Genomic DNA, 24,527 nt, shown 5'->3' with positions numbered 1-24,527 from the left:
GCGAGACGATGCCTGCCCGCGAGACGATGCCTCGCCACGGGACGGTGCCTCGCCAGGACGAGGAGACCGGAGATCAGCTCTCGGATTCCCCCTGCCACCCGCATTCGGCGAGCATGGGCGCCATGTGCGCCGGGGCCGGGGCGGTGACGAGGATGGGCGGCTTCTTCGGATAGAGCGGCAGGCTCAAGGCCCGCGCATGGAGCTGCAGCCCAGGTCCGCCGAAGCGCGGGGCCGTGCCGTAGATCGGATCGCCGAGGATCGGCCATCCAGAAGCGGCGCAATGCACCCGCAGCTGGTGCGTCCGCCCGGTGACGGGGGTCAGCGCCAGCCAGGTCAGGGCCCGGTCGGGCGAGCGGCCCAGCACCTGCCACCGGGTCAGGGAGGGGTCGCCGGCCGGGTCGACCTTCATCCACCAGCTGCGCGGGTCGTCGGAGCGCCGGGCGAGGGGCAGATCGATGCTGCCGTCCGCCTCGTCCGGGCCGCCTTCCACCAGCGCCCAGTAGGTCTTGCCGACGCTTCCGCTGGCGGCGAACAGCTTGTTCAGGCGGGCGAGCGCCTTGGGATGGCGCCCCAGCGCCAGGCAGCCGGAGGTGTCGCGGTCGAGCCGATGGGCGACCTCGGGACGGCGCGGAAGGCCGAACCGCAGGCCGTCGAGGTGGTCGGTCAGGGTCTCGCCGCCCTTCGGGCCGGGATGGACGGGCAGTCCGGCCGGCTTGTCGATGACGAGAATCAGGCCATCGCGGTAGAGGAGGCGGGCGCCTATGTCTGCTACGAGGGCATCGGCTGGGGGCATGGTCTCGCGCTAACGCCGCCGGGACCAGGGAGCAAGCGGGAATGAGCGACGACAAGAGGCCGGGCTGGCTGCTGCGCCGGATGTTCGGCAAGAAGGAGGAGGCGTGGCCGCCGGAGCCGGTGCCGGTCCAGCCGCCGGATGCCAAGGCGGATGCCAGGCCGGAGCCCACTCCCGCAGCCGAGCCGGTGGCGCCGCCCCTCGATTCCCCTGCCTCGATCTCGGAAGGCCAGCCGGACTTCGCCACGGGCGCGGCGGACGTGGCCCATGTCCCGCTGCCGGCGAGCGAGCCGTCGCAGGCCGATTCCGACAAGAACGCCGTCCCCGACGAGATAGAGGGCGCCGACCTCCAGCCGGTGGAGGAGGCGGTGGAGGAGGCGCCGGCGACGTCCCTCCCGCCGACGCCGGAGCCCGAACCGGACCCCGCGCCCGGGGCGGTTCAGGTGGTCATGCCCGAGGTCGTCCTGCCCGAGGTCGTCCTGCCCGAGCCGGAGAAGCGAGGCTGGTGGAGCCGGCTGACGGGCGGCATGAAGCGGACCTCCTCCGCCCTGTCGGAACGGGTGACCGGCCTCTTCACCAAGCGCAAGCTCGACGCCGACACCCTGGAGGAACTGGAAGACGCCCTGATCCAGGCCGATTTCGGGGTCGAGACCGCCATGCGGATCTCGGAGGCCGTGGGCAAGGGCCGCTACGAGAAGGGGATCTCGCCCGACGAGGTCAGGGCCATCCTGGCGGCGGAGGTCGAGCGGGCGCTGCTCCCCGTCGCGTTGCCGCTGGTGGTCGATGGCGCGAAACGACCGTTCGTGATCCTGATGATCGGGGTCAACGGCGCGGGCAAGACCACCACCATCGGTAAGCTGTCCCTCAAGCTGAAGGCCGAGGGGCGCAGCGTGATGCTGGCGGCCGGTGACACCTTCCGCGCCGCCGCCATCGAGCAGCTCAAGGTCTGGGGCGAGCGCACCGGGGTGCCGGTGGTGGCGGGCGCGCAAGGGGCGGACGCCGCCGGTCTCGCCTTCGAGGCCTTCAAGGCGGCCAAGGCGGCGGGCACCGACGTCCTCCTGATCGACACCGCGGGGCGCCTCCAGAACAAGACCGGGCTGATGGCCGAGCTGGAGAAGATCCTGCGCGTGATCCGCAAGATCGACCCCGACGCTCCCCACGCGGTGCTCCTCGTCCTCGACGCCACCGTGGGCCAGAACGCGATCAGCCAGGTCGAACTGTTCTCGAAGGCCGCCAACGTCACCGGCCTCGTGATGACCAAGCTCGACGGCACGGCGCGCGGCGGCATCCTCGTGGCGCTGGCCGCCAAGTTCGGCCTGCCGGTCCACTTCATCGGGGTCGGCGAAGGGGTGGAGGATCTCGAGCCGTTCGCGGCGCGCGACTTCGCACGGGCGATCGCGGGGCTGGAGGCGGATTAGGCGATCGCGATATCGGTCCTGGCGAAGTCGGCGCCCTTGAAGAGAAGCGGCGCTCCGAGGGCCTGAGCCAGGGCGTAGGAAAAGCAATCGCCGAAGTTCAGGCCGGCCGGGTGCCGGCCTTTGCCGTATCTGGCAAAGGCATCGGCCGCGCGCTGGGCGAGGGCGTGATCGACTGGGATCACGTCGATGGCTTCCCGGAGCAGCCACGAATCGAGAGCCCCTCGGCCCTCCGACCGACGCAGGCTGATCATCGCGCATTCGAGGTAGATCGCAGCCGCCATGACCCGCCTCGGACGGGAGCGGATCGCAACGCTCCACCGATCCGCGTCAGGCTCGCCCAGGAGGATCGCGACATAGACCGACGTGTCGACGACGTGAATGTCACTCAACAGGGAAGCCCCTGCTCGTCGTAGGCGAGGATCGCGTCAATGGGTCTGTCGTCCACCATCGGCAGGGCCGTCCACTGACGATGAAGCAGGCGACCCGACTCGATCGCATCCAGCCGTTCCCGCTCGCGCCGCAGCAGGTCCACGAGCAGGTCGGTGCCGTTCCGCCCGGCGCTGGCCGCGACCTCGGCGAGCAGGGTCTCGAAATCGGGGTCCTCGATCGTGATCGACATCGGCGGGCTCCCGGGGCTGGCCGGTTGAGGCGGGGGCTCAAACCCGTGTACAGCGCGGGCGCCGGAACGACCATGCCGCGCCCGAGCGGCCGAGGACAGACCATGCAGATCGAAGCCGTCCCCCCGAAGCGTCATCTGCCGCCGTTCCTCAAGCTCGTGCTGGAACTCGGGCCGCTCGTGGTGTTCTTCTTCGCCAACGCCTATGCCGAGCGCTTCGGCGTCACGCCCGACCAGAGGCTGTTCGTGGCGACGGGCCTGTTCATCGCCGCGACGGTGATCGCGCTGTCGATCCACTACGCCCTGATGCGGCGCCTGCCGATCATGCCGCTGGTCTCCGGCGTGGTGGTGGTGGTGTTCGGCGGCCTCACCCTGGCCCTGCAGGACAAGACCTTCATCATGATGAAGCCGACCATCGTGAACACGTTGTTCGGGCTCGTCCTGCTCGGGGGGCTGGCCTTCGGCAAATCGCTGTTGTCGGTCGTGCTCGACAGCGTGTTCGCCCTCACCGAGGAGGGCTGGCGCAAGCTCACCTTCCGCTGGGGCCTGTTCTTCCTCGTGCTGGCGGTGCTCAACGAGGTGGTCTGGCGCACGCAGACCGAGGATTTCTGGGTGAGCTTCAAGGTGTTCGGCATCATGCCGCTGACGATCGCCTTCGCCCTGTCGCAGACGCCGCTTCTGATGCGGCACGAGCGCAAGGACGCGCCGGAGGCGTGAGGCTCAGCGCTTGTCGGCCACGGCCCTGATCCGTCCGAGGACGGAGGCGTAGTTCTCCGGCGTCAGGATGCCCACGAGCTTGTCGCGGATGACGCCGTCGGGGCCGATGATGAAGGTCTCGGGCACGCCGTAGACGCCGAAGTCGATGCCGGTGCGGCCGGTCGGGTCCATGCCCACCGCCTGGAACGGGATGCCGTTGCGGCTCAAGAACCGGCGGCCGTTCTCGGGCGAATCCTTGTAGTCGATGCCGACGAGGCGCAGGCCGGGCTCGCGGGCCAGCCGCATCAGCTGGGGATGCTCGATCTGGCAGGGCGCGCACCACGACGCCCACACGTTCAGGACCGTCACCTTGCCCTTGAGCTCGTCGCTCGACAGGCCCGGCACCGGACCGTTCTCGCCGACGAGGCCGGGCATCGCCTCCAGGGTGAAGGCGGGGGCCGGCCGGCCGATCATCGCCGAGGGCACCGCCGCCGGATCGGCCCCCGAACGCAGGCGCAGGAAGAAGATCACGCACAGGAGCGCGAAGGCGACCACCGGCAGGATCGTCAGCAGCGATCGGCGGGGCAGGGCGGCAGGGGTGTCGCGGCTCACGAGGGCTCTCCCGAAGGTCCGTCGGTCCGCTCGCCCTGCATCGCCGCCAGCGTCCGGCGCTGGGCACGCGCGTCGCGCAGGGCGTGCAGGATCAGCCCGCCGATCACCAGGGCGGTGAAGGCATAGGCTCCCAGGATGAAGCCCCCGTGCGGCCCGAGATCCATCGCGGTCACAGACCCGGGATCGCCCGATCGAGGGCGGGGGAGGACGCAGGCGCGGGCCGGCGCGCGCCAGCCTGGTCAAGGGCCTCGGCCTTGCGGATGGTCAGCACCCGCACCCGGCGGCGCAGGATCTCGGTGCGCATGCCCTGGAGGTGCAGGGTGATCCCGAGGAGGGTGAAGGCGAGGATCATGAGGAGCAGCGGGTAGAGCATCGAGCTGTCGATGGTCGAGCCGCCCATGCGCAGGATCGAGGCCGGCTGATGCAGGGTCGACCACCAGTTCACCGAGAACTTGATGATGGGCAGGTTCACCGCGCCCACCAGGGTCAGGATCGCGATGGCGCGGGCGGCCCGGTTTGGATCCTCGATGGTCCGCCACAGGGCGATGATGCCGCAGTAGATCAGGAACAGGATCAGCATTGAGGTCAGTCGCGCGTCCCAGACCCAGTAGGTGCCCCACATCGGCTTGCCCCAGAGGGAGCCGGTGACGAGGCAGACCAGCGTGAAGGCCGCGCCGATGGGGGCGGCGGCGCGCTGGGCCACGTCGGCGAGGGGATGGCGCCAGACCAGGGTGCCGATCGCCGAGAGCGCCATGGACCCGTAGAAGAACACCCCGAGCCAGGCCGCCGGCACGTGGATGTACATGATCCGCACGGTCTCGCCCTGCTGGTAGTCGGCGGGCACCACGAACCAGGTCAGGTACAGCCCGTAGGCCAGGAGCGCCGCCGACAGCCCGGCGAGCCAGGGCATCACGGGGGCGGTCCAGCGCAGGAAATGGCCGGGATGGGCGAGGCGGGTCCACATGTGCCGGCCTTAGCGCAGGGTGCGGTGCAACCGCAATGCGGAGGTTGGGCGCAGCCCGGTCGCCCGCATGGTTCGATGGGGCGGACGCCGGGCGTTCCGGGGCTGGACCGGGATGCCGCCGCGGGTCTGGCGGCGGGTGGCGACGGGCTTTCGCGCCTCGCCTTGACCCTCCCCGGCGGCCGGTCCAGAACCCGGCGCTCGCGCAGCGTCCCGACGAGGGAGGCACGCCTCGACTTTTCCCACACGAACCGCACGGGGACACGCGCGATGGCCGCGTTCAACGACCTGGTGTTCTCCGGCGTGCAGCCGACCGGGAACCTGCACCTCGGCAATTATCTCGGCGCCGTGAAGCGGTTCGTGGAGATGCAGGCGCGGGACGCGCAGTGCCTCTATTGCGTGGTCGACATGCACGCGATCACGCTGTGGCAGGATCCGGCCGAGCTGAAGACCCAGATCCGCGAGGTCACGGCCGCGTTCCTGGCCGCCGGCATCGACCCGAAACGCTCGATCGTGTTCAACCAGAGCCAGGTGCCGGCGCACGCCGAACTCGCCTGGATCTTCAACTGCGTCGCGCGGCTCGGCTGGCTCAACCGCATGACCCAGTTCAAGGACAAGGCCGGCAAGGACCGCGAGAACGCGTCCATCGGCCTCTACGCCTATCCGGTGCTGATGGCCGCCGACATCCTGGCCTACCGCGCCACCCACGTACCGGTCGGCGAGGACCAGAAGCAGCACCTCGAACTCACCCGCGACATCGCCCAGAAGTTCAACAACGACTTTTCGGGCTCGATCGCCGCGCACGGCCACGGCGACGCCTTCTTCCCCGTCACGGAACCGCTGATCGGCGGTCCGGCCGCCCGCGTGATGTCCTTGCGCGACGGCACCAAGAAGATGTCGAAGTCCGACCCCTCGGACAATTCGCGCATCAACCTCACCGACGACGCCGACGCCATCGCCAACAAGGTCCGCAAGGCCAAGACCGACCCCGAGCCGCTGCCCTCCGAGGTCGCGGGGCTCGCCGGGCGGCCCGAGGCCGACAACCTCGTGGGCATCTTTGCCGCCCTCAAGGACACCACCCGCGAGGCGGTGCTCGCCGACTACGGCGGCGGGCAGTTCTCCGCGTTCAAGGGCGCGCTGGTGGAGCTCGCCGTCGAGACCCTGGCGCCGCTCGGCGCCGAGATGAAGCGGCTCGTGGCCGAGCCCGAGCACATCGACGCCGTGCTCTTCGACGGCGCCGAGCGCGCCGACGCCATCGCCGCCCCGACCCTCGACGCCGTCAAGGACATCGTCGGCTTCGTGCGGCGTCCGCGCCTGCGCAGCGTCTGAACCATGGCGATCCGGGCTCTGGTCTTCGACGTCTTCGGGACGCTGGTCGACTGGCGCTCCGGTGTCGCCCGCGAGGCCGCGCGCCTCCTCGGTCCCGCTTGCGATGCCGGCGCCTTCGCCGATGCCTGGCGCGCCCGCTACCAGCCGTCCCTGGAGCCGGTGCGCGCCGGCCTGCGCCCCTTCGTCGACCTCGATACGATCCATGCGGAATCGCTCGGCGACGTGCTGGCGCAGTTCGGCATGGCGGATGCCTCGGATGCGGTGCGGGTGGAACTGGTCCAGGCCTGGCACCGGCTCGACGCCTGGCCCGAGGTGCCGGACGCCCTGCGACGCCTGCGCCAGAACCACCTGCTCGCGCCCAACTCGAACGCGCACGTCCGGCTGATCGTCGATCTCGCCCGCCGCAACGGGCTGATTTTCGACGCGATCCTCGGCGCCGGGTATTCCCGCGATTACAAGCCGAAGCCCGCCCTCTACCGCGACGCGGTGGCGGCCTTCGGCTTCGCCCCGGAAGAGACCCTGATGGTCGCCGCCCATTCGGGCGACCTCGCGGCGGCGACGCGCCACGGCCTCTCCACCGCGCACATCGCCCGGCCGCGAGAGCACGGGCCGGGTGGCGGGGAGACCGCGCCGGGTGTCCCGGTCACCATCGCAGCGCGGGATCTGGCGGATCTCGCCGACCGGCTCGGCTGCTGATCGCAGGAGCGAAGCGGGGACGCGGCGGCTCGCCGAGGATCTCGGTCGCGGGCCGGGCCATTCCAATTCCCTGTGATCGAGGGACGACGCCTGCCTGCCGTCTTGCAGGCGTTCGTCGTCGCCCGGCGGCCTCCGTCGCGGACCTCGTCAGCTCTCGCCGCGCGCGACCCGCGCCTCGTACTCCGGAAGGTCGAGCCGGCCCTCGCGCGCCACTCGGGCCCTGTCCTCGTCCGGGATCACGTCCGCGACCATGTCGAGGCGCTTCCACAGGGCGAGCGGGGTTTCCTTCTCGGGGGTCGGTACGTAGCGGTTCTGCTCGAGCTTCCTGTACTTGTGGATGTAGCGCGGGCAGTTCACCCAGGCCTTCGTGACCGCGATCTTCACGAGGTACTTGGCCTCGGTGTACTCGGCCATCAGCGGATCGTCGCGCAGCATCCGAGCGTGGCCCTGGACGCGGACCCGGTGCGGCGTCTCGAAGTCGATGAACAGCAGGCCGACCTTGGACTGCCCCTCGATGTTGCCCATCGAGTACCACATGCCGTTGCCGTCGAAGCCCGGGAACACGAGGGTTTTGTCGTCGAGCACCTTCACGAAGCCGGGGCTGCCGCCCTTGTAGGAGACGGTCGGCATGCCGTCGGGATCGACGGTGGACAGGAAGAACATGTCGCGACTGCCGATGAAGGCCGCCTCGTCCGGCGAGATGTGGTCGTGGACCCAGCCGGTATCGAGGCGCTCGGCGAGCTTGACGGTGTTGTATTCTTCCTGGAGCGCGCGATGTTCGTCGAAATAGAGCGATGCCATGCCGGATGTGTCCTCCCGTGTCTCGGCCGCACTCGGACGGGCAGCCGTTGGGTGGAATGATCGCGGGATTTTCCGCTCGGCACAACCTTGCGAGTGCCTCCTCCCGTTCCACCCACGACACGCGCACGCATGAAAAAGCCGGCGTCGCTCGCACGACGCCGGCGTCAGCCCTAACGCGCAGCCGAGCAAAGCACGGCTGCGAAATCCCAAACGATCAGTTCTTGGACTTGTCGACGAGCGCCTTCTCGGAGATCCACGGCATCATGCCCCGCAGCTTGGCGCCGACCTCCTCGATGGGATGGCGGGCGAGCTTGGCGCGGGTGGCCTTGAACGAGGTCTGGCCGACCTTGTTCTCGAGCATCCAGTCGCGGGTGAACTTGCCGGACTGGATGTCGTCGAGCACACGCTTCATCTCGGCCTTAGTCTCGGCGGTGACGATGCGCGGGCCGGTGACGTACTCGCCGTACTCGGCGGTGTTCGAGATCGAGTAGTTCATGTTGGCGATGCCGCCCTCGTAGATGAGGTCGACGATGAGCTTCACCTCGTGCAGGCACTCGAAATACGCCATCTCGGGGGCGTAGCCGCCCTCGACCAGGGTCTCGAAGCCGGCCTTGATCAGCTCGACGAGGCCGCCGCAGAGCACGGCCTGCTCGCCGAAGAGATCCGTCTCGCACTCTTCCTTGAAGGTGGTCTCGATGATGCCGGCACGTCCCCCGCCGTTGGCCGAGGCGTAGGAGAGGCCGAGATCGTGGGCGTTGCCCGACGCGTCCTGCGCGATGGCGATGAGGGTCGGCACGCCGCCGCCCTTGAGGTACTCGCCGCGCACCGTGTGGCCGGGGCCCTTGGGGGCGACCATCAACACGTCGAGGTCGGGGCGCGGCTCGATCAGGTTGAAGTGGACGTTGAGGCCGTGGGCGAACAGGAGGGCGGCGCCCTGCTTCATGTTCGGCGCCAGCGACTCCTTGTAGATGTCGCCCTGCAGTTCGTCGGGGGTGAGCATCATGACGACGTCGGCCTGTTTAGCGGCGTCGGCCACGTTCATGACCGTGAAGCCCTCGTGCTCCGCCTTCTTGGCGGTGGCCGAGCCCTCGCGGAGCGCGATGACGATGCCCTGCACGCCGGAATCGCGCAGGTTCAGCGCGTGGGCGTGGCCCTGGCTGCCGTAGCCGACGATGACGACCTTCTTGCCCTTGATCAGGTTGAGGTCGGCGTCGCGATCGTAATAGACCCGCATGGCGGTCCCTTCTCTTCTTAAGACGTGAGTGCGCCCCGGCGCCCTCATCTGAAACGACATCCGCGCGGCCGTGCGATGCCGGCTTTTAACGAGGCGATCCCCGCGACGAAAGGGGAATTGTTCCGTCGCCGATCACGCCGGCAGGTCGAGGCCCTCGCGGGCGAACACCGCCTGGACGGCAGGACGCCCGGCCATGGCGCGGGCATGCGCGGTCCAATGCGGGAACCGCGTCGCCATGTCGAAGCCCAGCGCCGGTCCGCGTCCCCACATCCAGAACAGCAGCAGATAGGGATCGACGACGCTGAAGCGGTCGGCCACCGCCCAGCCGCCGTTGGAGAGCCTGACCTCGGTCATCGTGAAGAGGTCGCCGCAGGTGTCTGCGCCCTTGGCGCGGATGCCGGCGAACGCCTCCTCGTCGGCGGTGTAGCGCTCGGGCCGGCGCACGTGGGCATAGGCGATGTGATGGTTCGTGGAGAGCCACCCGAGCCATTCGTCGGCCACCGCCTGATCGCGGGCAGACTCCGGCCACAGTGCCGGGTGACAGCGCCCGACATGGCGCAGGATGGCGCTGTTCTCGGTGAGGACCCAGTCCGCCTCGACCAGGGCCGGCACGCGACCGCGCTCGTTGACGGCGAGGTATTCGGGCGCACGCTGGTCGCCGGCCATCAGGTTGAGGCGGGCGGTCTCGAAGGGAGCGCCCGCCTCCTCGAGGGCGATGTGGGAGGCGAGCGAACAGGCGCCGGGGGCGTAGTAGAGGATGGCTGGCATCGGTCAGGTCACTTGACAGTCAGGAATCGAAACGGAGGCCGAGAACTTTAGCGATCGTATCGCGAACCTCCGTCAGGAGGTCGAACGGTACCGCCCCAATCGAACGAAAACCACGAGACGCCCGATCCACGCTGCGAATGTGATCGCAGAGCACAGCGCCTTTCACCGGCAGCCCGCTCGGAAGGATCACCTTTGTGGGCCAGGGCGCGATATTTCCCGTGATTGGACAGACGATGGCGATCGCATTCCGCTTATGGAAACCCTGCCCGGTGAGGACGAGGGCCGGCCGGACGCCGGCTTGTTCCCTACCCAGCGTAGGCCGAAAATCCACCCAGACGAGGTCACCGGCGTGGGGAAGCTGGAGATCATCGACTCCATTCATCGTCGATAATCTCCGCGCCGACGTCTTGCCCCCAATCGACGACTTCGGGACGGTTCGCGGGACCAAGCCGGTCCATCTCGGCCAGCATTTCCTCCAGCGTCAATGAGGGGGCGCGAGGACTGATTTCGACGGTTTGCCCGTCACTCAGGCCGTTTTCCCGACCTAGTTTTGCGGAAAAACGAATCACGAATTCCTCACCCGATTGCGTTAGCTTGGCTTTCATCGCTCACGGTCTCCGCGGAACCCCGTCGATATAGCACCGCGCGAAAAAACCTCACATCGCCTCCGCCCCACGCCCCATCGCCGCGATGCCGGTGCGCGAGATCTCGACGAGACCGATCACGGTCATCAGTCCGATGAAGCGGTCGATCTCCTCCGTCGTGCCGGTGACCTCGAACACGAAGGAGTTGAGGGTGGCGTCCAGCGTCTTGGCGCCGAAGGCGGCGGCCAGGGTCAGGGATTCTGTGCGGTGCTCGCCGGTGCCCGCCACCTTCACGAGGCAGAGCTCGCGCTCCAGTGCACGTCCCTGGAGCGTCAGGTCGACGACGCGGTGGACCGGCACCAGCCGGTCGAGCTGCGCCTTGATCTGCTGGATCACCGCGTCGGTTCCGGTGGTCACGATGGTGATGCGCGAGATGTGGCGCGCCACCTCGGTCTCGGACACCGTCAGGCTCTCGATGTTGTAGCCCCTCCCCGAGAACATGCCGGAGATCCGGGCGAGGACGCCCGGCTCGTTGTCGACGATGACGGCGAGGGTGTGCCGGTTGACGGCCTCGAGCCGGCCGGCGTCGGGATAGTGCGTGTTCATGGCGTTCATGACGTCTCTCCTCCGGGCCGGCTTCAGACCAGCATCTTGCCTTCCTCGGAGATCACGTCGCCGAGGTCCATTCCGGTCTCGCCGAGGTAGTCGGAGAGCAGCATCTCGTTGTGGGCCTTGCCCGACGGGATCATCGGGAAGCAGTTCTCTTTCTTGTCGACGACGCAGTCGAAGATGACCGGGCCGTCGTGGTCGAGCATCTCCTTGATCGCCGCATCGAGGTCACCCGGCTTCTCGCAGCGGATGCCCTTGGCGCCGTAGGCCTCGGCGAGCTTGACGAAGTCGGGCAGGCTCTCGGAATAGCTCTGCGAGTAGCGCGAGCCGTGCAAGAGCTCCTGCCACTGGCGCACCATGCCCATGTACTCGTTGTTCAGAATGAAGATCTTGACCGGCAGGCGGTACTGCACGGCCGTGGACATCTCCTGCATGTTCATCAGGATCGAGGCTTCGCCGGCAATGTCGATGACGAGCCCGTCCGGATGGGCGAGCTGCGTGCCGATGGCGGCGGGCAGGCCGTAGCCCATGGTGCCGAGCCCGCCGGAGGTCATCCAGCGGTTCGGCTCGTCGAACTTGTAGTACTGGGCCGCCCACATCTGGTGCTGGCCGACCTCGGTGGTGATGTACGTCTCACGGTCCTTGGTGGCCTCGTAGAGGCGCTGGACCGCATATTGCGGCTTGATGATCGTGCCCGAGGGCCAGTAGTTCAGGCACTCGCGCGCCTTCCAGGTGCGGATCTTGGCCATCCAGGCGTCGAACCGGTCCTGGTCCGGCGCCGTGTCGAGGGCCTTCCAGGCCGCGACCATGTCCTCGAGCACCGAGCCGCAATCGCCGACGATGCCGACGTCGACCTTGACGACCTTGTTGATCGACGAGGCGTCGACGTCGATGTGGATCTTCTTGGAGAACGGCGCGAAGGCGTCGAGACGGCCGGTGATGCGGTCGTCGAAGCGCGCGCCGACGCAGATCATCACGTCGCATTCGTGCATCGCGAGGTTGGCCTCGTAGGTCCCGTGCATGCCGAGCATGCCCAGGAACTTCTCGTCCGACGCCGGGAAGGCGCCGAGCCCCATCAGGGTCGAGGTCACCGGGAACCCGGTCATCGCGACGAGCTCGCGCAGGAGCCGCGAGGCGTGCGGACCGGAATTGATGACGCCGCCGCCGGTGTAGAAGATCGGGCGGCGGGCGGTCGCCATCAGCTCGACGGCCGCCTGGATGGCCGCAGCGTCGCCCTTGAAGGCCGGGCGGTAGGTCTTGTGGCCGTTGCGGCTCGGACGCTCGTAGATCCCGCTCGCGAACTGGATGTCCTTGGGCAGGTCGACGACGACGGGGCCGGGGCGTCCGTTCGAGGCGACGTAGAAGGCCTCGTGCAGGATGCGCGGCAGGTCGTCGATCGATTTGACGAGGTAGTTGTGCTTCGTGCAGTGGCGGGTGATGCCGACCGTGTCGCACTCCTGGAAGGCGTCGGTGCCGATGAGATGGGTCGGAACCTGGCCGGTGATGCAGACGAGGGGGATCGAATCCATCATCGCGTCGGTGAGCCCGGTGACGATGTTGGTGGCGCCGGGCCCGGAGGTGACGAGGACGCAGCCGACCTTGCCCGAGGCGCGGGCATAGCCCTCGGCCGCATGGACCGCGCCCTGCTCGTGGCGCACGAGGACGTGCTTGAGTTCTTCCTGGTGGAAGAGCGCATCGTAGATCGGCAGCACCGCACCGCCCGGATACCCGAACAGCGTATCGACACCCTGATCCCGGAACGCCCGGATGACCATTTCGGCCCCGGTCATGACCTCGCCGCTCATCGTCTCAACTCCCTCGAAGCCTTGGTCGAATCCCCGTGTCGCGTCCCGTCGCAGGCAACAAAAAAGGGCCCCGAAGGACCCTGCATGCGCCACCATCCGGATCGCGGTCCCTGCTGTCAGGACCGCCCCGTCGGTGGCGCTTTCGTTACGATGAGGATGGAACGCATCGACGTGAAGTCTTCTGTTCGGTCGTCCGCCGTCACGACGAATCGACAATCGTGACGCCGTCATTACCGGACCGGCGCAACCCGGTCAACGTGGCGCGAACGACCGGATCACGACGATCGCCCCTCAGGCCAGGGCCGCGCCCTGTGCGATCAGCATCCGTCCGTCGTGGCCCGCGATCGCGACCTCGCACAGGTGCCCGGCAGGTGTCCGTGCCTGCAGCCGGACCGGGGTGAAACCCTCCGTCCGGCCGATGCCGCCGCGCTCGGCCAGCACGCGGTGGCGGCGCCCGACCTCGCCGGACAGATGGCGGACCAGGGCAGCGGCTCCCGCCTCGCGCAGGCGTGCGGCGCGCTCGCGCACCTCCCCATCGGGCACCGGCGGCATGCGCGCGGCCGGGGTGCCGGGGCGGGGCGAATAGGGAAAGACGTGGAGGTGGGTGAGGCCGCAGTCCGCCACGAGGTCGAGGGAGCGCGCGAACTGCGCCTCGGTCTCGGTGGGAAAACCGGCGATGAGGTCGGCCCCGAACACCACCTGCGGGCGCAGCGCCCTCACGTCCTCGCAGAACCGGATGGCGTCGGCGCGGCTGTGGCGCCGCTTCATCCGCTTCAGGACGAGGTCGTCGCCCGCCTGCAGCGAGAGGTGGAAGTGCGGCATCAGCCGCGGCTCGTCGGCGATGGCCGCCATCAGGTCGTCGTCCGCCTCGATGGAATCGATCGAGGACAGACGCAGGCGGTCGAGGTCCGGCACGCCTGCCAGGATACGGCGCACGAGACGGCCGAGCGTCACCGGTTCGTCGTGGTCACGGCCGTAGGCGGTCAGATCGACGCCGGTGAGCACGACCTCGCGCCCGCCGTGCGCGACGATGGTGCGGACCTGATCGACCACCTCGGCAAGTGACAGCGACCGCGAGACGCCGCGACCGAACGGGATGATGCAGAAGGTGCAGCGATGGTCGCAGCCGTTCTGCACCGGCACGAACGCGCGGGTGTGGCCCGGCAGGTGGGTGATCCGCGTGGCGGCGGCGGCGCGCACGGCCATGATGTCGTCGACGGCGACGCGGCGGTTCCCGTCCGTCCAGGCCTCGGGCCGCAGCTTGGCGTCGTTGCCGACGAGGCGGGCGACCTCCGGCATCGTGGCATAGGCCTGCGTCTCCACCTGGGCGCCGCAGCCGGTGACCACGATCTCGGCCTGCGGCCGCTCCCGCGCGAGGCGGCGGATCGCCTTGCGCGCCTGCCGGCCGGCCTCGGCCGTCACCGCGCAGGTGTTGACCACGACGCGGTCGCGGCCGGGGACGTCGGCATGGGCGCGGATCGCTTCGGATTCCACCGTGTTGAGGCGGCAGCCGAAGGTCAGGGTCTCGATCGCCATTCAGCCGGCCCCGAAACGTGCGGGCTCCACGCCCTCGAGCGCGAAAATCCCGGGGGGAAACGCATCCTCCCATTCCAGCGCCACCGGCCCCGTCATCAGCACGTGGTCGTCGGCGCGCCATTCGATGACGAGGTCGCCGCCGGGCAGGCTGACGGTGGCCTGGCGCCCGATCATGCGCAGGCGCGAGGCCGCCACCACGGCGGCGCAGGCGGCGGTGCCGCAGGCCAGGGTCAGGCCGGCCCCGCGCTCCCACACCCGCAGGCGGATCGACTCCGGCCCGGTCACCTCGGCCAGCGAGATGTTGGCGCGCTCGGGGAAGATCGGGTGGTTCTCCAGCATCGGGCCGATCCGGCCGAGATCGTAGCCGGCCGGATCGCGATGGACGAAGAACACCGCGTGCGGGTTGCCCATGTTCACCGCCCCCGGCGAATGCAGCACGGGGTCGTCGATCGGGCCGATCTGCAGCTCGATCCGCCGGGTGTCGGGGAAGGGTTCGGCCAGCGGGATCTCGTCCCACCGCAACCTGGGGCGGCCCATGTCGACGGTGAAGGAGCGGTCGGCCATGCGGTTGACGGACACGAGGCCGGCGATCGTCTCCAGGGTCAGCCGGCCGCTTTCGGCGGGCCGGGCCATGGCCGGATCGTCGAGCATGGCGAAGGCCACGCAGCGGGTGCCGTTGCCGCAGGCGCCCGATTCCGAGCCGTCGGTGTTGTAGATCCGCAAGAACGCGTCCGTTCCCGGCGAAACGGCATCGTGGATCACCATGAGCTGGTCGAAGCCCGAGCGGGGATGGCGGGCGATGGCCTGCGCCTCCGCCGCGGTGACCCGGTGGCCCGAGCCGCGCAGGTCGAGGACGACGATCCGGTTGCCGGCGCCGTGCATCTTCAGGAAGCGTCGGTGGGCGAGGGGACTCATCGGGCGGCGGGGCCTTCTCAAACGCGAACCGGAGCCAAGGGCTGGGGCCTGCCTATAGGGCAAAGCCGGTGCGCACGCACGCGGGCCGCCCCTGCGTGCGTTGCAGAAGCGCCGCGCTCGCCCGGCATCTGGTGCCGGCGCGGCGGTGACGTCTCGCGGGTCTCACCGTTCGCCGGTACGATGGGGCGGGGCAACCAGCGCGCGACCGTTCTGGAAAGCCCCGTGATGCCGCCGGAGCGCCACCCCGTGACCCGACTTCGCCCCTCGCGCCGTTCGCGCCTGCCGTCTGCGGTGGCCGCCTCCCGATCGCTCGCGGCGGGCATCCTGCTGTGGGGAGCCGCGGCGACGGCACAGGAGACGGCGCCCCCCGCCGTCACCAACCCGCTGCCCACCACCACGGCGCCCGATCCGGCCAGATCCGCGCCCGTACCGGCGCCCGCCCCGGCACAATCGGTGGCGCCGGGACTGCCGACCGTACCGGGCTTGCAGACGACGCCCGCCGGCCCGGCGCGCCCACCCCTGGTGGAGACGCCCGGCGAGGCCAACGACGTCGACGACGTGACCCTGCCGGCCAAGCCCGCCGCGATCCTGGCCGGAACCGCCAAGTGGGAGGAGGCGGTGCCCACCCTCCAGGCGGCATTCAAGCGGATCGAGGCGGACCTCGCCAAGGCCGGTCTTCCCCCGGCCGGGCGGCCGATCGCGGTCTTCGCCAAGACCGACGACGACGGCTTCCAGTTCGAGGCGATGATCCCGGTGACGGCGATCCCCGATCCGGCTCCGGCCATCGGCGACGGCATCCGCTTCGGCTCGACGCCGTCGGGCCGGGCGCTGCGCTTCAACCACAAGGGCTCCTACGAGGAGATCGACGGCACCTACGAGACGCTCACCGCCTATCTCGATGCCAAGGACGTGGTGGTGCAGGACCGGTTCATCGAGGAATATGTCACCGACCTCACCGACAAGGCCGACGACAAGCTCGAGGTGAACATCTACGCCCTCCCGCGGTGAAGCGATCGGAACCCGGGCGAATCCCATGGATTCGCCCCTCATGGCCACCGCATCAGCCCCCGACCTCTTCGTTTCCCGCACCGGCGAGCGCCGCCCCGACGAGGCGACGCTGCGCGACAGGGCGCTGGAGATCCACCACCGTCTCTGCCCCGTCTACGGCTGTCCGATCCCGTATTTCCACAGCCTCGATCCGGTCAGCGAACTGGTGTCCTCGCTGCTCTCGCACCGGACGCGAAACGCGGAATCGGGCCGGGCCTTCAAGGCCCTGCGGGCACGCTACCCGGATTGGGCGGCCCTGATCGCGGCGCCCGTGGCCGAGGTCGAGGCGACCATCGCCGGGGTGACCTGGCCGGAACTCAAGGCGCCGCGCATCCAGGCGATTCTCCGCAGCGTCCGCGAGCGCAGCGGCGGCCTCGACCTCGGTTTCCTGGCAGGTCTCTCGGTGGCCGAGGCGCGGGCGTGGCTGGAGGCGATCCCGGGCGTCGGCCCCAAGACCAGTGCCGCCGTCCTTTCCTTCAGCCTCCTGCGGATGCCGGCCCTGCCGGTGGACAGCCACCACCACCGGGTCGCCCAGCGCACGGGGCTGATCGGAGCGAAGGTCGACGTCGGCCCCTCGCACCCGGTCCTGCGGGCGCAACTGCCGGACGACTGGAGCGCGCAGGCCCTCTACGACAACCACGAGATCCTGATGCTGCACGGCCAGCAGGTCTGCCACCACCGCGCCCCCGCCTGCGGCACTTGCGTGCTCCTCGACCTCTGCCCGACGGGGCAGATGCGGGAGGCGGAGAGGCCGCGCACGGCGAGGTCGTGAGGCGCGGCTTCACTCCGACCAGCGCAGGGCCGCCGCCGCCGCCAGGGTGCCGATCACCGCGGCGATGAGGCTCAGGGCGGCCAGGATGATCAACGGCGTCGCGAACGGCACGGTCCCGCCCGAGGCGGCCTGGCTCGCCGAGACGCCGAAGATCAGGGTCGGGATCATCAAGGGCAGCACCACTACGGCGAGGATCAACCCGCCGCGCCGGATGGAGGCGGTGAGCGCGGCGCCCACCGCCCCGACGAAGGTGAGGGCCGGGGTGCCGATCAGCAGGGTCAGCGCGGTGGCGCCCATGGCGGTGCCGTCGAGGGCCACGAGCAGGCCGAACAGCGGCGAGGCCAGCGCCAGCGGCAGGCCGGTGGTGAGCCAATGCGCCAGCACCTTGGCGAGAACCACGAGTTCGAGGGGCACCGGCGCCCCCGTCATCAGGTCGAGGGAGCCGTCCTCCTCGTCGGCCTGGAACAGGCGGTCGAGGCCGATGAGCGTCGCCAGCACCGCAGCCAGCCACAGGATCGACGGACCGATCCGGCTGAGCAGGTTCAGGTCCGGCCCCAGCGCGAAGGGCACGACCGCCACGATCATCAGGAAGAACACCAGCGACAGCGCACCCGAGCCGCCGACGCGGGCGGCGAGGGCGAGGTCGCGGCGGACGAGAGCGGCGAGCGCGCGGATCACCACCACACCTCCGTCGCCGGGGCGGCCCGGGGAGCCGGCGCGGCGCCACCGATGGTCAGCTCGCGGGCGTTCTCGAGGCCCAGCGACTGGTGGGTGGCGGCGACGACGAGGCCGCCCTCGCCGAGGTGGCGCGCCATGAGGCGCGCCAGCACGGCCTGGGAGGCGGTATCGAGGGCGGCGGTCGGCTCGTCGAGGAGCCAGAGCGGGCGCCGGCACACGAGCAGGCGGGCCAGCGCCACCCGACGCCGCTGCCCGGCCGAGAGATAGGCCACCGGCAGGTCGAGGGCATGCACGAGGCCGAGTTCCTCCAACGCCTCGCGCGGCTCGGCGGTGGGCGCGCCGAGGAGATCGCGGGCGAAGGCGAGGTTCTCCCGCGCGGTGAGCGGGCTCTTCAGCCCGTCGCGATGGCCGACCACGTGCAGGCACTCGGCCAGGGTCGCCTCGCCGACGTCCTCCACCCGGATCGTGCCGGCATCGGGCTTCAGCCGCCCGGCGAGGAGGGCGAGCAGGGTGGATTTCCCGGCCCCGTTCCGCCCGGTCACCATCAGCGCCTCGCCGGGGCCGAGAGTGAAGGACAGGTCCGAGAAGATGCGGCGGCCGGAGCGGCGGACGGCGAGGTCGGAGGCGGTCAGCCGCACGGGGCGTCTCGCCGACGACGGCCGACCGTCGCGGGAAAGCCTGCGCGGGATGATGCGTGTTCCATGGCGACTACCGATAGACCTCGCGACGATTGCCGATCCTGACCACGAGGATACGGACTGCGCCGTCTTCGATGGCGGCGATCACCCGATGGTCGTCGACCCGATATGTCCAGAATAGACCGAACGTCGACCCCTCCAGGGCTTGACCGATGGCGCGGGTTTTCGGGGAGGGCGACACGATCGTTCAGGAACGTCAGGATCCACTTGGCCGCCATAGGATCGAGCTTGGCGAGATCCCGCTCGGCAGACCGCTCGAAGTCAATGCTCCACGCCATACCGGACCAATAGGTCGACGAGCGGAACCGTGTCGCTGTCGCCACGCCGCAGAGCCTCGAGGCGCTGCTCGGCGATCGCGAGGTCGTCCAGGTCGTCGAGATGCCCGACGATGGCGTCGCGGGCATGGTCGATGACGCTCCGCCCGGTCCGCTGGGCGAGAGCATCGAGACGCTCCACGAGTTCGGGGGGCAGGCGAAGGGCGGTCACGGCGGTCTCCACGGCGTCAGCCTGCATATCGCGGGCGGCCGCACCCGTCCACGCGACACACGTCCGGCCCTGTCACCGGCTTCGGTAGCGGCCCGTTTCGAACTGTTCTATACCGATTCCAGGCTGCGCCGCGCGAACCTCTGGCGTCCAAATCGCCCCTCGCGCATCATCCTGTCCGGGCACCCCCGGAGCGGCGCGCGCTTTTTTGAAAGGCGCTCCAGCCGAACACGACATCCGTGGCGCGGGTCATGCCTGCGCGTGTTCGACAACCGCTCGTGAGGAAGACAAACGCCGTGGCATCGATCGACAGCTTCCGTTCCCGCCAGACCCTCACGGTCGGCGACAAGTCCTACACCTACTACTCGATTCCCCATGCCGAGAAGGCGGGGCTGGCCGACGCCACCGCGTTGCCGTTCTCGATGAAGGTGATCCTCGAGAACCTGCTGCGGTTCGAGGACGGCCGCTCGGTCAAGAAGGACGACATCTCCGCCACCGTCGCGTGGCTGGGCAACCTCGGCAAGGTCGAGACCGAGATCGCCTTCCGCCCCTCACGCGTGTTGATGCAGGACTTCACGGGTGTGCCCGCCGTGGTCGATCTGGCGGCGATGCGTGACGCGATGGTGGCGCTCGGCGGCGACCCCCAGAAGATCAACCCGCTGGTGCCGGTCGACCTCGTGATCGACCATTCGGTGATCGTCGACGAGTTCGGCACCCCCAAGGCGCTCGCCGACAACGTGGCGCTGGAGTACGAGCGCAACGGCGAACGCTACACCTTCCTCAAGTGGGGCCAGTCGGCGTTCGACAACTTCTCCGTCGTGCCGCCGGGCACCGGCATCTGCCACCAGGTGAACCTCGAGTACCTGTCGCAGACGGTCTGGACGAAGCAGGATCCCGATTCGTCGGACGGCACCGAGATCGCCTATCCCGACAGCCTGGTCGGCACCGATTCGCACACCACCATGGTCAACGGCCTCGCGGTGCTGGGCTGGGGCGTCGGCGGCATCGAGGCGGAGGCCGCCATGCTCGGCCAGCCCCTCTCCATGCTGATCCCCGAGGTCGTCGGCTTCAAGCTCTCGGGCAAGCTGCCCGAGGGCACCACCGCCACCGACCTCGTGCTGACCGTCACGCAGATGCTCAGGAAGAAGGGCGTGGTGGGCAAATTCGTGGAGTTCTACGGCCCCGGCCTCGACGACATGGCGGTCGCCGACCGCGCCACCATCTCCAACATGGCGCCCGAGTACGGCGCCACCTGCGGCTTCTTCCCTATCGACCGCAAGACCATCGACTTCCTGACGGTCACGAGCCGCACCGACGCGCGCATCGCCCTCGTGGAGGCCTACGCCAAGGCGCAGGGCATGTGGCGGGACGCCGAGACCCCCGACCCGGTCTTCACCGATACGCTGGCCCTCGACATGGGCGACGTGCGCCCCTCGCTCGCCGGCCCCAAGCGGCCGCAGGACAAGGTGCTGCTGGACGGCGCCAAGCCGGGCTTCGCCCAGTCCATGGAGACCGAGTTCAAGCGCGCCGCCGACATCGCCAGGCGCTACCCGGTGGACGGCGCCAACTACGACATCGGGCACGGCGACGTGGTGATCGCGGCGATCACATCCTGCACCAACACCTCGAACCCCAGCGTGATGATCGGCGCCGGGCTGCTGGCCCGCAACGCGGTGGCCAAGGGCCTGACCTCGAAACCCTGGGTGAAGACCTCGCTGGCGCCCGGCTCCCAGGTGGTGGCCGAGTACCTCGAGAAGGCGGGCCTGCAGAAGCCCCTGGACGCGCTCGGCTTCAACCTCGTCGGCTTCGGCTGCACCACCTGCATCGGCAATTCCGGCCCGCTGCCGCCGGCCATCTCCAAGGCGATCAACGACAACGACGTGGTGGCGGCGGCCGTGCTCTCGGGCAACCGCAACTTCGAGGGCCGCGTGAACCCCGACGTGCGGGCGAACTACCTCGCCTCGCCGCCCCTGGTGGTGGCCTACGCGCTCGCAGGCTCGATGCAGATCGACATCACCACCGAGCCGCTGGGAACCGGCTCCGACGGCAAGCCGGTCTATCTGGCCGACATCTGGCCGTCGACCGCCGAGGTCCAGTCCTTCATCGAGGCCAACATCACCTCGGCCCTGTTCAAGTCGCGGTACGCCGACGTGTTCGGTGGCGACCATTACTGGAAGGCCGTGGAGGTCACGGAGGCCGAGACCTTCGCCTGGGATTCGACCTCCACCTACGTGCAGAACCCACCCTATTTCGAGGGCATGCAGAAGGAGCCCGCCCCGGTCACCGACATCGTCGATGCTCGCATCCTCGGCCTGTTCCTCGATTCGATCACCACCGACCACATCTCCCCGGCCGGCAACATCCGGGCGAACTCGCCCGCCGGCGCCTACCTGCAGGAGCATCAGGTCCGCGTGCAGGACTTCAACCAGTACGGCACGCGGCGCGGCAACCACGAGGTGATGATGCGCGGCACCTTCGCCAACATCCGCATCAAGAACCAGATGGTCCGCGACGAGACCGGCAGCGTGGTCGAGGGCGGCTGGACCCTGTTCCAGCCCTCGGGCGAGCGGATGTTCATCTACGATGCCGCCCAAAGGTATCAGGCCGAGGGTACGCCGCTCGTGGTCTTCGCCGGCAAGGAATACGGCACCGGCTCGTCGCGCGACTGGGCGGCCAAGGGCACCAAGCTCCTCGGCGTGCGCGCCGTCGTCGCCGAGAGCTTCGAGCGCATCCACCGCTCGAACCTCGTGGGCATGGGCATCGTGCCGCTGGTGTTCCAGGGCGAGACCTCCTGGGCCTCGCTCGGCCTCAAGGGCGACGAGACGGTGAGCCTGCTCGGCCTCTCGGGCGACCTCAAGCCCCGCCAGACCATGGTGGCGCAGATCACCTCGGCCGACGGCACGGTTCAGGACGTGCCGCTCACCTGCCGGATCGATACCCTCGACGAGCTCGAGTATTATCGGAACGGCGGGATTTTGCCTTACGTGCTGCGCTCGCTGGCGGCGTAGACCCGCAACCCATCCGGCCAACGAAGGCCCCGCCCGAAAGGGCGGGGCCTTTTTTGTTTCGAGCACCCTACAAAACAGCGTTCAAGTTAATATATTGGTCAAATACCAACCTGAGGTTTGGTTGCCTGAAAGGCTCCTTCCGACGGCGGGGTCTATGACCACGGAGGAATCGATGAGCGCTGTGACCTACCCCTGCTACAAGCTGAAGAAGGATGGCCGAGGCGAGTGGTACTGGGTCTACTACGCCAGGAACGGCGAGGAGATCTCGAAGAGCAGCGAGAGCTACGTCGCCAAGTCCGATTGCGAGAACGGCATCAAGCTCAACAAGGCGTCCGCCAACGATCCGGTATTCCAGGTCTAGGCGCGATACCGAATAAGATCGATCCCTGCGGATCGAATGATCGCGACAGGCTCCCTCTCCTTCCAAGAGAGGGAGCCTGCGTTTCACCGTACCCCTCTACGATACGTCATCCCATTCGCGGTTGATCACTTCGTGATGCGGACATGGGCTTCGCTCAGGCGCCGCGCGGGCTCGGCGATACGGTTCCCGCTCGATCCAAGCGGAAACCGCATCACACGGACCAAACCGATCGGGCGAAAACCGTGGGTTGACCGCACCTTGACGATGAGTGGAACGGTTGAGACGCGGGAGTTCGCCTCAAGAAGCCGTCGCTTCGCCCCCGGTGAATTCCCGCCACAGCAGCATCAGCGCCGCCATCACCGCCGGTCCGAGGAACAGGCCGAGCAGCCCGAAGGTCTCGACGCCGCCGAGGATGCCGAGAAGCACCCACAGGAAGGGCAGGCGGGTGGTGCCGCCGATCAGCGCCGGCCGCACGAAGTGGTCGGCCACGAAGGTCACCACGAAACCGGCCACGACGACGATCGCCGCCGGCACCATCGCCGCCTTCGCCAGCAGGAGCAGGGCCGCGATGCCGAACACCAGCGGGGCGCCGAAGGGGATCATCGCGGCCACCGCCGTGAGGGCGCCCAGCAGCACCGGATGCGGCACGCCGGCGAAGTAATAGACGATCCCGAGGAGGAAGCCCTCGCCGAGCCCCACCAGCACGAGCCCGTCGACCGTTCCGTGGATGGAAGCGACCATCTGGCGGGCCACACGCTCGCCGCGCGGCCCGAACAGCTTTGCGCTGGCCGCGAGGGCCTGGCCCGTGACCGCCCGCCCGTCGCGGAACAGGAAGAAGAGCGTCACGAGGGTGAAGCCGAACAGTACCGTCCGGCGGACGATCTCGGAGCCGAGGCTCTTGGTCAGCCCGATCGCCGTGGAATTGTCGAGGCGGTGCAGCAGCTCCGAACCCGCGGACGGGTGGCTGAGGGTCCCGTTCCACCACGCCGTGGCCTGCGCCGCGCCCAAGGGCAGGTGCGACAGCAGTTCGGGGGCGGGGATGCCGGTCTGCTCCGCGGCTCTGGCCCAGGCTAGCGCATCGTGCGCCTCGCGGGCGGCCTGCACGCCGAGCACCACGAGGGGCGCCAGGAACACCAGGGCGACGAGCGCCGTGAACAGGCTCGGCAGCGCGATGTTGTGTCCACGCGGCGGGAAGCGCGCCTCGGCCCGGGCGTAGAGCGGCCACAGAGCGATCGCCAGGATGGCCGCCCAGACCAGGGCCGGCAGGAACGGGTGGAGGATCCAGAGGCCCAATGCGGCCAGGGCCAGCACCATGACGGTGCGGGCCAGGGCCTGGGACCGCTCGCGGAGGGAAACGGGTCCGGTCTCGGCGGCGGCCCGAACGGATGGTGGCATGGGTCAGGCCCTCGTCGGCGGCGTGTCGTTTCGAGGATCGCGGCGTGCGTCGCGCAGGGCCGTCCCGACGGCATTCCGCGGCAGCGCTTGCAGGCTGCGCAACGATGCAACCGGCAGCGGCCTCCATAGGCCGTGCGCCCGCCCGTGGCGAGGCCAAGGTTGCCCCTCTACCCCCCCTCGTGTATGGCACCGCGATCGTGCAAAGGCCTTGCCGAGCGAGGCGCCGCGCATCGCAGGACCGCACGACCGGGGGCACCGGGCGTCATGTGTCGTGCCCCGATCGCCGGACGTCGCTCCCCACGCGTGGCGGGGAATGCCGGGCGCGCGAGAAATCAGCGAGAACCCATGTCCGTTCCCTCCTCGACGTCCGTTCCCTCCTCGACCGCCACCTTCGACCGTGTCGCCGACATCATCGCCGAGACCGCCGACATCCCGCGCGACACCATCACGCCGGAGAGCCATGCGATCGACGACCTCGGCATCGATTCGCTGGCCTTCCTCGACATCGCCTTCGCGGTGGACAAGGCGTTCGGGATCAAGCTGCCCCTCGAGCGCTGGACCCAGGAGGTCAACGAGGGCAAGGTCCCGGCCGAGGAATACTTCGTCCTCGAGAACCTGTGCGCGCGCATCGATGCGCTGGTCGCCGAGAAGGCCGCCAAGGCCTGAGGGTCGCGAAGGTTTGAAGGTCCCCGCCTGCCGATCGTAGAGCCGGATT

29 protein-coding genes are annotated in these 24,527 nt (G+C 69.1%); 9 read left to right on the top strand and 20 right to left on the bottom strand.

From position 1 onward, the window contains the following. Positions 1 to 73 precede the first annotated feature (73 nt). A complete protein-coding gene (locus ASG40_RS04890) occupies positions 74 to 793 on the bottom strand; it encodes an RluA family pseudouridine synthase (RefSeq protein WP_055881610.1) in 720 nt (239 codons plus the stop codon). 41 nt (positions 794 to 834) lie between these two features. Between ASG40_RS04890 and ftsY the strand changes: the two genes are divergently transcribed. Then, the gene (ftsY, locus tag ASG40_RS04885) at positions 835 to 2,208 is read left to right on the top strand and encodes a signal recognition particle-docking protein FtsY (RefSeq protein ID WP_055881607.1); all 1,374 of its coding nucleotides are present in this window, start codon (positions 835 to 837) and stop codon (positions 2,206 to 2,208) included. Here the strand turns inward: ftsY and ASG40_RS04880 are convergent. Together ASG40_RS04880 and ASG40_RS04875 are read right to left on the bottom strand one after the other, a co-directional pair. Further along, positions 2,205 to 2,597, bottom strand: coding sequence for a type II toxin-antitoxin system VapC family toxin (locus ASG40_RS04880; protein ID WP_244480530.1), 393 nt, complete (start codon positions 2,595 to 2,597; stop codon positions 2,205 to 2,207). The genes ftsY and ASG40_RS04880 overlap by 4 nt on opposite strands. Continuing rightward, positions 2,594 to 2,827, bottom strand: coding sequence for a type II toxin-antitoxin system VapB family antitoxin (locus tag ASG40_RS04875; RefSeq protein WP_055881604.1), 234 nt, complete (start codon positions 2,825 to 2,827; stop codon positions 2,594 to 2,596). The genes ASG40_RS04880 and ASG40_RS04875 overlap by 4 nt, the downstream gene beginning before the upstream one ends. A 102-nt stretch (positions 2,828 to 2,929) precedes the next feature. Between ASG40_RS04875 and ASG40_RS04870 the strand changes: the two genes are divergently transcribed. Further along, the gene (locus tag ASG40_RS04870) at positions 2,930 to 3,541 is read left to right on the top strand and encodes a septation protein A (RefSeq protein ID WP_055881602.1); all 612 of its coding nucleotides are present in this window, start codon (positions 2,930 to 2,932) and stop codon (positions 3,539 to 3,541) included. A 3-nt stretch (positions 3,542 to 3,544) separates the two neighbouring features. Here the strand turns inward: ASG40_RS04870 and ASG40_RS04865 are convergent, their stop codons facing one another. Genes ASG40_RS04865 through ASG40_RS04860 form a run of 3 tightly spaced genes read right to left on the bottom strand, consistent with a single transcriptional unit; the run spans position 3,545 to position 5,096 of the window. Then, on the bottom strand, positions 3,545 to 4,132 hold the full coding sequence (locus ASG40_RS04865) for a DsbE family thiol:disulfide interchange protein (RefSeq protein ID WP_055881600.1): 588 nt from the start codon (positions 4,130 to 4,132) through the stop codon (positions 3,545 to 3,547). Then, positions 4,129 to 4,296 (bottom strand): heme exporter protein CcmD, encoded by a 168-nt coding sequence (gene ccmD / locus ASG40_RS20240; protein ID WP_082523907.1) that lies wholly within the window; start codon positions 4,294 to 4,296, stop codon positions 4,129 to 4,131. Before ccmD ends, ASG40_RS04865 begins: the two co-directional genes overlap by 4 nt. Before the next feature lie 5 nt (positions 4,297 to 4,301). Further along, positions 4,302 to 5,096, bottom strand: coding sequence for a heme ABC transporter permease (locus tag ASG40_RS04860; protein ID WP_055881597.1), 795 nt, complete (start codon positions 5,094 to 5,096; stop codon positions 4,302 to 4,304). Between the two features lie 267 nt (positions 5,097 to 5,363). Here ASG40_RS04860 and trpS point away from each other — a divergent pair, with 267 nt between their 5' ends. Beyond that, positions 5,364 to 6,422 carry a tryptophan--tRNA ligase gene (trpS, locus tag ASG40_RS04855; protein WP_055881594.1) on the top strand — a complete coding sequence of 353 codons (1,059 nt, stop codon included), beginning with the start codon at positions 5,364 to 5,366 and terminating at the stop codon, positions 6,420 to 6,422. 3 nt (positions 6,423 to 6,425) lie between these two features. Beyond that, entirely contained in the window at positions 6,426 to 7,118 is a 693-nt protein-coding gene (locus ASG40_RS04850; RefSeq protein WP_055881591.1) for a haloacid dehalogenase type II, read from the top strand. Between the two features lie 147 nt (positions 7,119 to 7,265). On the opposite strand, the gene ASG40_RS04845 is transcribed toward ASG40_RS04850, so the two are convergent. The 9 genes from ASG40_RS04845 to dapF form a co-directional block, all read right to left on the bottom strand. Further along, positions 7,266 to 7,919 (bottom strand): pyridoxamine 5'-phosphate oxidase family protein, encoded by a 654-nt coding sequence (locus ASG40_RS04845; RefSeq protein ID WP_055881588.1) that lies wholly within the window; start codon positions 7,917 to 7,919, stop codon positions 7,266 to 7,268. 214 nt (positions 7,920 to 8,133) lie between these two features. After that, positions 8,134 to 9,153 (bottom strand): ketol-acid reductoisomerase, encoded by a 1,020-nt coding sequence (gene ilvC, locus ASG40_RS04840; protein WP_055881585.1) that lies wholly within the window; start codon positions 9,151 to 9,153, stop codon positions 8,134 to 8,136. 132 nt (positions 9,154 to 9,285) lie between these two features. After that, positions 9,286 to 9,921 carry a glutathione S-transferase family protein gene (locus tag ASG40_RS04835; RefSeq protein WP_055881583.1) on the bottom strand — a complete coding sequence of 212 codons (636 nt, stop codon included), beginning with the start codon at positions 9,919 to 9,921 and terminating at the stop codon, positions 9,286 to 9,288. A gap of 19 nt (positions 9,922 to 9,940) precedes the next feature. Then, entirely contained in the window at positions 9,941 to 10,303 is a 363-nt protein-coding gene (locus ASG40_RS20235) for a type II toxin-antitoxin system PemK/MazF family toxin (protein ID WP_082494402.1), read from the bottom strand. Next, the gene (locus ASG40_RS20230; RefSeq protein WP_082494401.1) at positions 10,287 to 10,526 is read right to left on the bottom strand and encodes an AbrB/MazE/SpoVT family DNA-binding domain-containing protein; all 240 of its coding nucleotides are present in this window, start codon (positions 10,524 to 10,526) and stop codon (positions 10,287 to 10,289) included. The genes ASG40_RS20235 and ASG40_RS20230 overlap by 17 nt, the downstream gene beginning before the upstream one ends. A 51-nt stretch (positions 10,527 to 10,577) precedes the next feature. Continuing rightward, positions 10,578 to 11,120, bottom strand: coding sequence for an acetolactate synthase small subunit (ilvN, locus tag ASG40_RS04830; protein WP_055881580.1), 543 nt, complete (start codon positions 11,118 to 11,120; stop codon positions 10,578 to 10,580). A gap of 23 nt (positions 11,121 to 11,143) precedes the next feature. Next, entirely contained in the window at positions 11,144 to 12,919 is a 1,776-nt protein-coding gene (locus ASG40_RS04825; RefSeq protein ID WP_055881577.1) for an acetolactate synthase 3 large subunit, read from the bottom strand. A gap of 291 nt (positions 12,920 to 13,210) precedes the next feature. Next, complete coding sequence (mtaB, locus tag ASG40_RS04820) at positions 13,211 to 14,455, bottom strand: tRNA (N(6)-L-threonylcarbamoyladenosine(37)-C(2))-methylthiotransferase MtaB (RefSeq protein ID WP_055881574.1); 1,245 nt, start codon at positions 14,453 to 14,455, stop codon at positions 13,211 to 13,213. Next, positions 14,456 to 15,370: a diaminopimelate epimerase gene (gene dapF / locus ASG40_RS04815; RefSeq protein ID WP_055881571.1), complete on the bottom strand. Its 915-nt coding sequence runs from the start codon at positions 15,368 to 15,370 to the stop codon at positions 14,456 to 14,458. Between the two features lie 246 nt (positions 15,371 to 15,616). On the opposite strand from dapF, the gene ASG40_RS04810 reads away from it, so the two are divergent. Next, the gene (locus tag ASG40_RS04810; protein WP_443136582.1) at positions 15,617 to 16,378 is read left to right on the top strand and encodes a GyrI-like domain-containing protein; all 762 of its coding nucleotides are present in this window, start codon (positions 15,617 to 15,619) and stop codon (positions 16,376 to 16,378) included. Positions 16,379 to 16,418: 40 nt separating this feature from the next. Next, positions 16,419 to 17,189, top strand: coding sequence for an endonuclease III domain-containing protein (locus tag ASG40_RS04805; RefSeq protein ID WP_443136584.1), 771 nt, complete (start codon positions 16,419 to 16,421; stop codon positions 17,187 to 17,189). A gap of 9 nt (positions 17,190 to 17,198) precedes the next feature. Here ASG40_RS04805 and ccmB read toward each other — a convergent pair whose 3' ends face one another. The 4 genes from ccmB to relB all read right to left on the bottom strand — a co-directional run bounded on the left by ccmB (position 17,199) and on the right by relB (position 19,051). Continuing rightward, on the bottom strand, positions 17,199 to 17,867 hold the full coding sequence (ccmB, locus tag ASG40_RS04800; RefSeq protein ID WP_055881798.1) for a heme exporter protein CcmB: 669 nt from the start codon (positions 17,865 to 17,867) through the stop codon (positions 17,199 to 17,201). Further along, positions 17,864 to 18,505: a heme ABC exporter ATP-binding protein CcmA gene (gene ccmA / locus ASG40_RS04795; protein ID WP_055881569.1), complete on the bottom strand. Its 642-nt coding sequence runs from the start codon at positions 18,503 to 18,505 to the stop codon at positions 17,864 to 17,866. Before ccmA ends, ccmB begins: the two co-directional genes overlap by 4 nt. A gap of 70 nt (positions 18,506 to 18,575) precedes the next feature. Then, a complete protein-coding gene (locus ASG40_RS22040; protein WP_244480531.1) occupies positions 18,576 to 18,653 on the bottom strand; it encodes a hypothetical protein in 78 nt (25 codons plus the stop codon). Between the two features lie 173 nt (positions 18,654 to 18,826). Continuing rightward, on the bottom strand, positions 18,827 to 19,051 hold the full coding sequence (gene relB, locus ASG40_RS04785) for a type II toxin-antitoxin system RelB family antitoxin (protein ID WP_156387559.1): 225 nt from the start codon (positions 19,049 to 19,051) through the stop codon (positions 18,827 to 18,829). A 293-nt stretch (positions 19,052 to 19,344) separates the two neighbouring features. Here relB and acnA point away from each other — a divergent pair, with 293 nt between their 5' ends. Next, complete coding sequence (acnA, locus tag ASG40_RS04780) at positions 19,345 to 22,056, top strand: aconitate hydratase AcnA (RefSeq protein WP_055881563.1); 2,712 nt, start codon at positions 19,345 to 19,347, stop codon at positions 22,054 to 22,056. A 172-nt stretch (positions 22,057 to 22,228) separates the two neighbouring features. Continuing rightward, positions 22,229 to 22,417, top strand: a complete 189-nt coding sequence (locus ASG40_RS04775) for a YegP family protein (protein WP_055881793.1) — start codon at positions 22,229 to 22,231, stop codon at positions 22,415 to 22,417. Positions 22,418 to 22,714: 297 nt separating this feature from the next. Here the strand turns inward: ASG40_RS04775 and ASG40_RS04770 are convergent, their stop codons facing one another. Next, positions 22,715 to 23,812: an AI-2E family transporter gene (locus tag ASG40_RS04770; protein ID WP_055881560.1), complete on the bottom strand. Its 1,098-nt coding sequence runs from the start codon at positions 23,810 to 23,812 to the stop codon at positions 22,715 to 22,717. Positions 23,813 to 24,157: 345 nt separating this feature from the next. Here ASG40_RS04770 and ASG40_RS04765 point away from each other — a divergent pair, with 345 nt between their 5' ends. Then, positions 24,158 to 24,478, top strand: a complete 321-nt coding sequence (locus ASG40_RS04765) for an acyl carrier protein (protein ID WP_055881556.1) — start codon at positions 24,158 to 24,160, stop codon at positions 24,476 to 24,478. Positions 24,479 to 24,527: the final 49 nt, after the last annotated feature.

The sequence above is a fragment of the Methylobacterium sp. Leaf399 genome (assembly GCF_001424525.1).
Lineage (GTDB): Bacteria > Pseudomonadota > Alphaproteobacteria > Rhizobiales > Beijerinckiaceae > Methylobacterium.
This window is presented reverse-complemented; position numbering and strand designations above follow the sequence as displayed.

Bases quoted from the DNA above. Each gene is read 5' to 3' on its own strand.
- ASG40_RS20230 (WP_082494401.1), bottom strand. From the start codon at position 10,526: ATGAAAGCCAAGCTAACGCAATCGGGTGAGGAATTCGTGATTCGTTTT.
- mtaB (WP_055881574.1), bottom strand. From the start codon at position 14,455: ATGGCGATCGAGACCCTGACCTTCGGCTGCCGCCTCAACACGGTGGAA.
- dapF (WP_055881571.1), bottom strand. From the start codon at position 15,370: ATGAGTCCCCTCGCCCACCGACGCTTCCTGAAGATGCACGGCGCCGGC.
- ASG40_RS04825 (WP_055881577.1), bottom strand. From the start codon at position 12,919: ATGAGCGGCGAGGTCATGACCGGGGCCGAAATGGTCATCCGGGCGTTC.
- ASG40_RS20235 (WP_082494402.1), bottom strand. From the start codon at position 10,303: ATGAATGGAGTCGATGATCTCCAGCTTCCCCACGCCGGTGACCTCGTC.
- ASG40_RS04765 (WP_055881556.1), top strand. From the start codon at position 24,158: ATGTCCGTTCCCTCCTCGACGTCCGTTCCCTCCTCGACCGCCACCTTC.
- ilvC (WP_055881585.1), bottom strand. From the start codon at position 9,153: ATGCGGGTCTATTACGATCGCGACGCCGACCTCAACCTGATCAAGGGC.
- trpS (WP_055881594.1), top strand. From the start codon at position 5,364: ATGGCCGCGTTCAACGACCTGGTGTTCTCCGGCGTGCAGCCGACCGGG.
- ilvN (WP_055881580.1), bottom strand. From the start codon at position 11,120: ATGAACGCCATGAACACGCACTATCCCGACGCCGGCCGGCTCGAGGCC.
- ASG40_RS04775 (WP_055881793.1), top strand. From the start codon at position 22,229: ATGAGCGCTGTGACCTACCCCTGCTACAAGCTGAAGAAGGATGGCCGA.
- ASG40_RS04805 (WP_443136584.1), top strand. From the start codon at position 16,419: ATGGCCACCGCATCAGCCCCCGACCTCTTCGTTTCCCGCACCGGCGAG.
- ASG40_RS04835 (WP_055881583.1), bottom strand. From the start codon at position 9,921: ATGCCAGCCATCCTCTACTACGCCCCCGGCGCCTGTTCGCTCGCCTCC.
- ASG40_RS04875 (WP_055881604.1), bottom strand. From the start codon at position 2,827: ATGTCGATCACGATCGAGGACCCCGATTTCGAGACCCTGCTCGCCGAG.
- ASG40_RS04770 (WP_055881560.1), bottom strand. From the start codon at position 23,812: ATGCCACCATCCGTTCGGGCCGCCGCCGAGACCGGACCCGTTTCCCTC.
- ASG40_RS04845 (WP_055881588.1), bottom strand. From the start codon at position 7,919: ATGGCATCGCTCTATTTCGACGAACATCGCGCGCTCCAGGAAGAATAC.
- ASG40_RS04850 (WP_055881591.1), top strand. From the start codon at position 6,426: ATGGCGATCCGGGCTCTGGTCTTCGACGTCTTCGGGACGCTGGTCGAC.
- ftsY (WP_055881607.1), top strand. From the start codon at position 835: ATGAGCGACGACAAGAGGCCGGGCTGGCTGCTGCGCCGGATGTTCGGC.
- ccmD (WP_082523907.1), bottom strand. From the start codon at position 4,296: ATGGATCTCGGGCCGCACGGGGGCTTCATCCTGGGAGCCTATGCCTTC.
- ASG40_RS04860 (WP_055881597.1), bottom strand. From the start codon at position 5,096: ATGTGGACCCGCCTCGCCCATCCCGGCCATTTCCTGCGCTGGACCGCC.
- ASG40_RS04890 (WP_055881610.1), bottom strand. From the start codon at position 793: ATGCCCCCAGCCGATGCCCTCGTAGCAGACATAGGCGCCCGCCTCCTC.
- ASG40_RS04870 (WP_055881602.1), top strand. From the start codon at position 2,930: ATGCAGATCGAAGCCGTCCCCCCGAAGCGTCATCTGCCGCCGTTCCTC.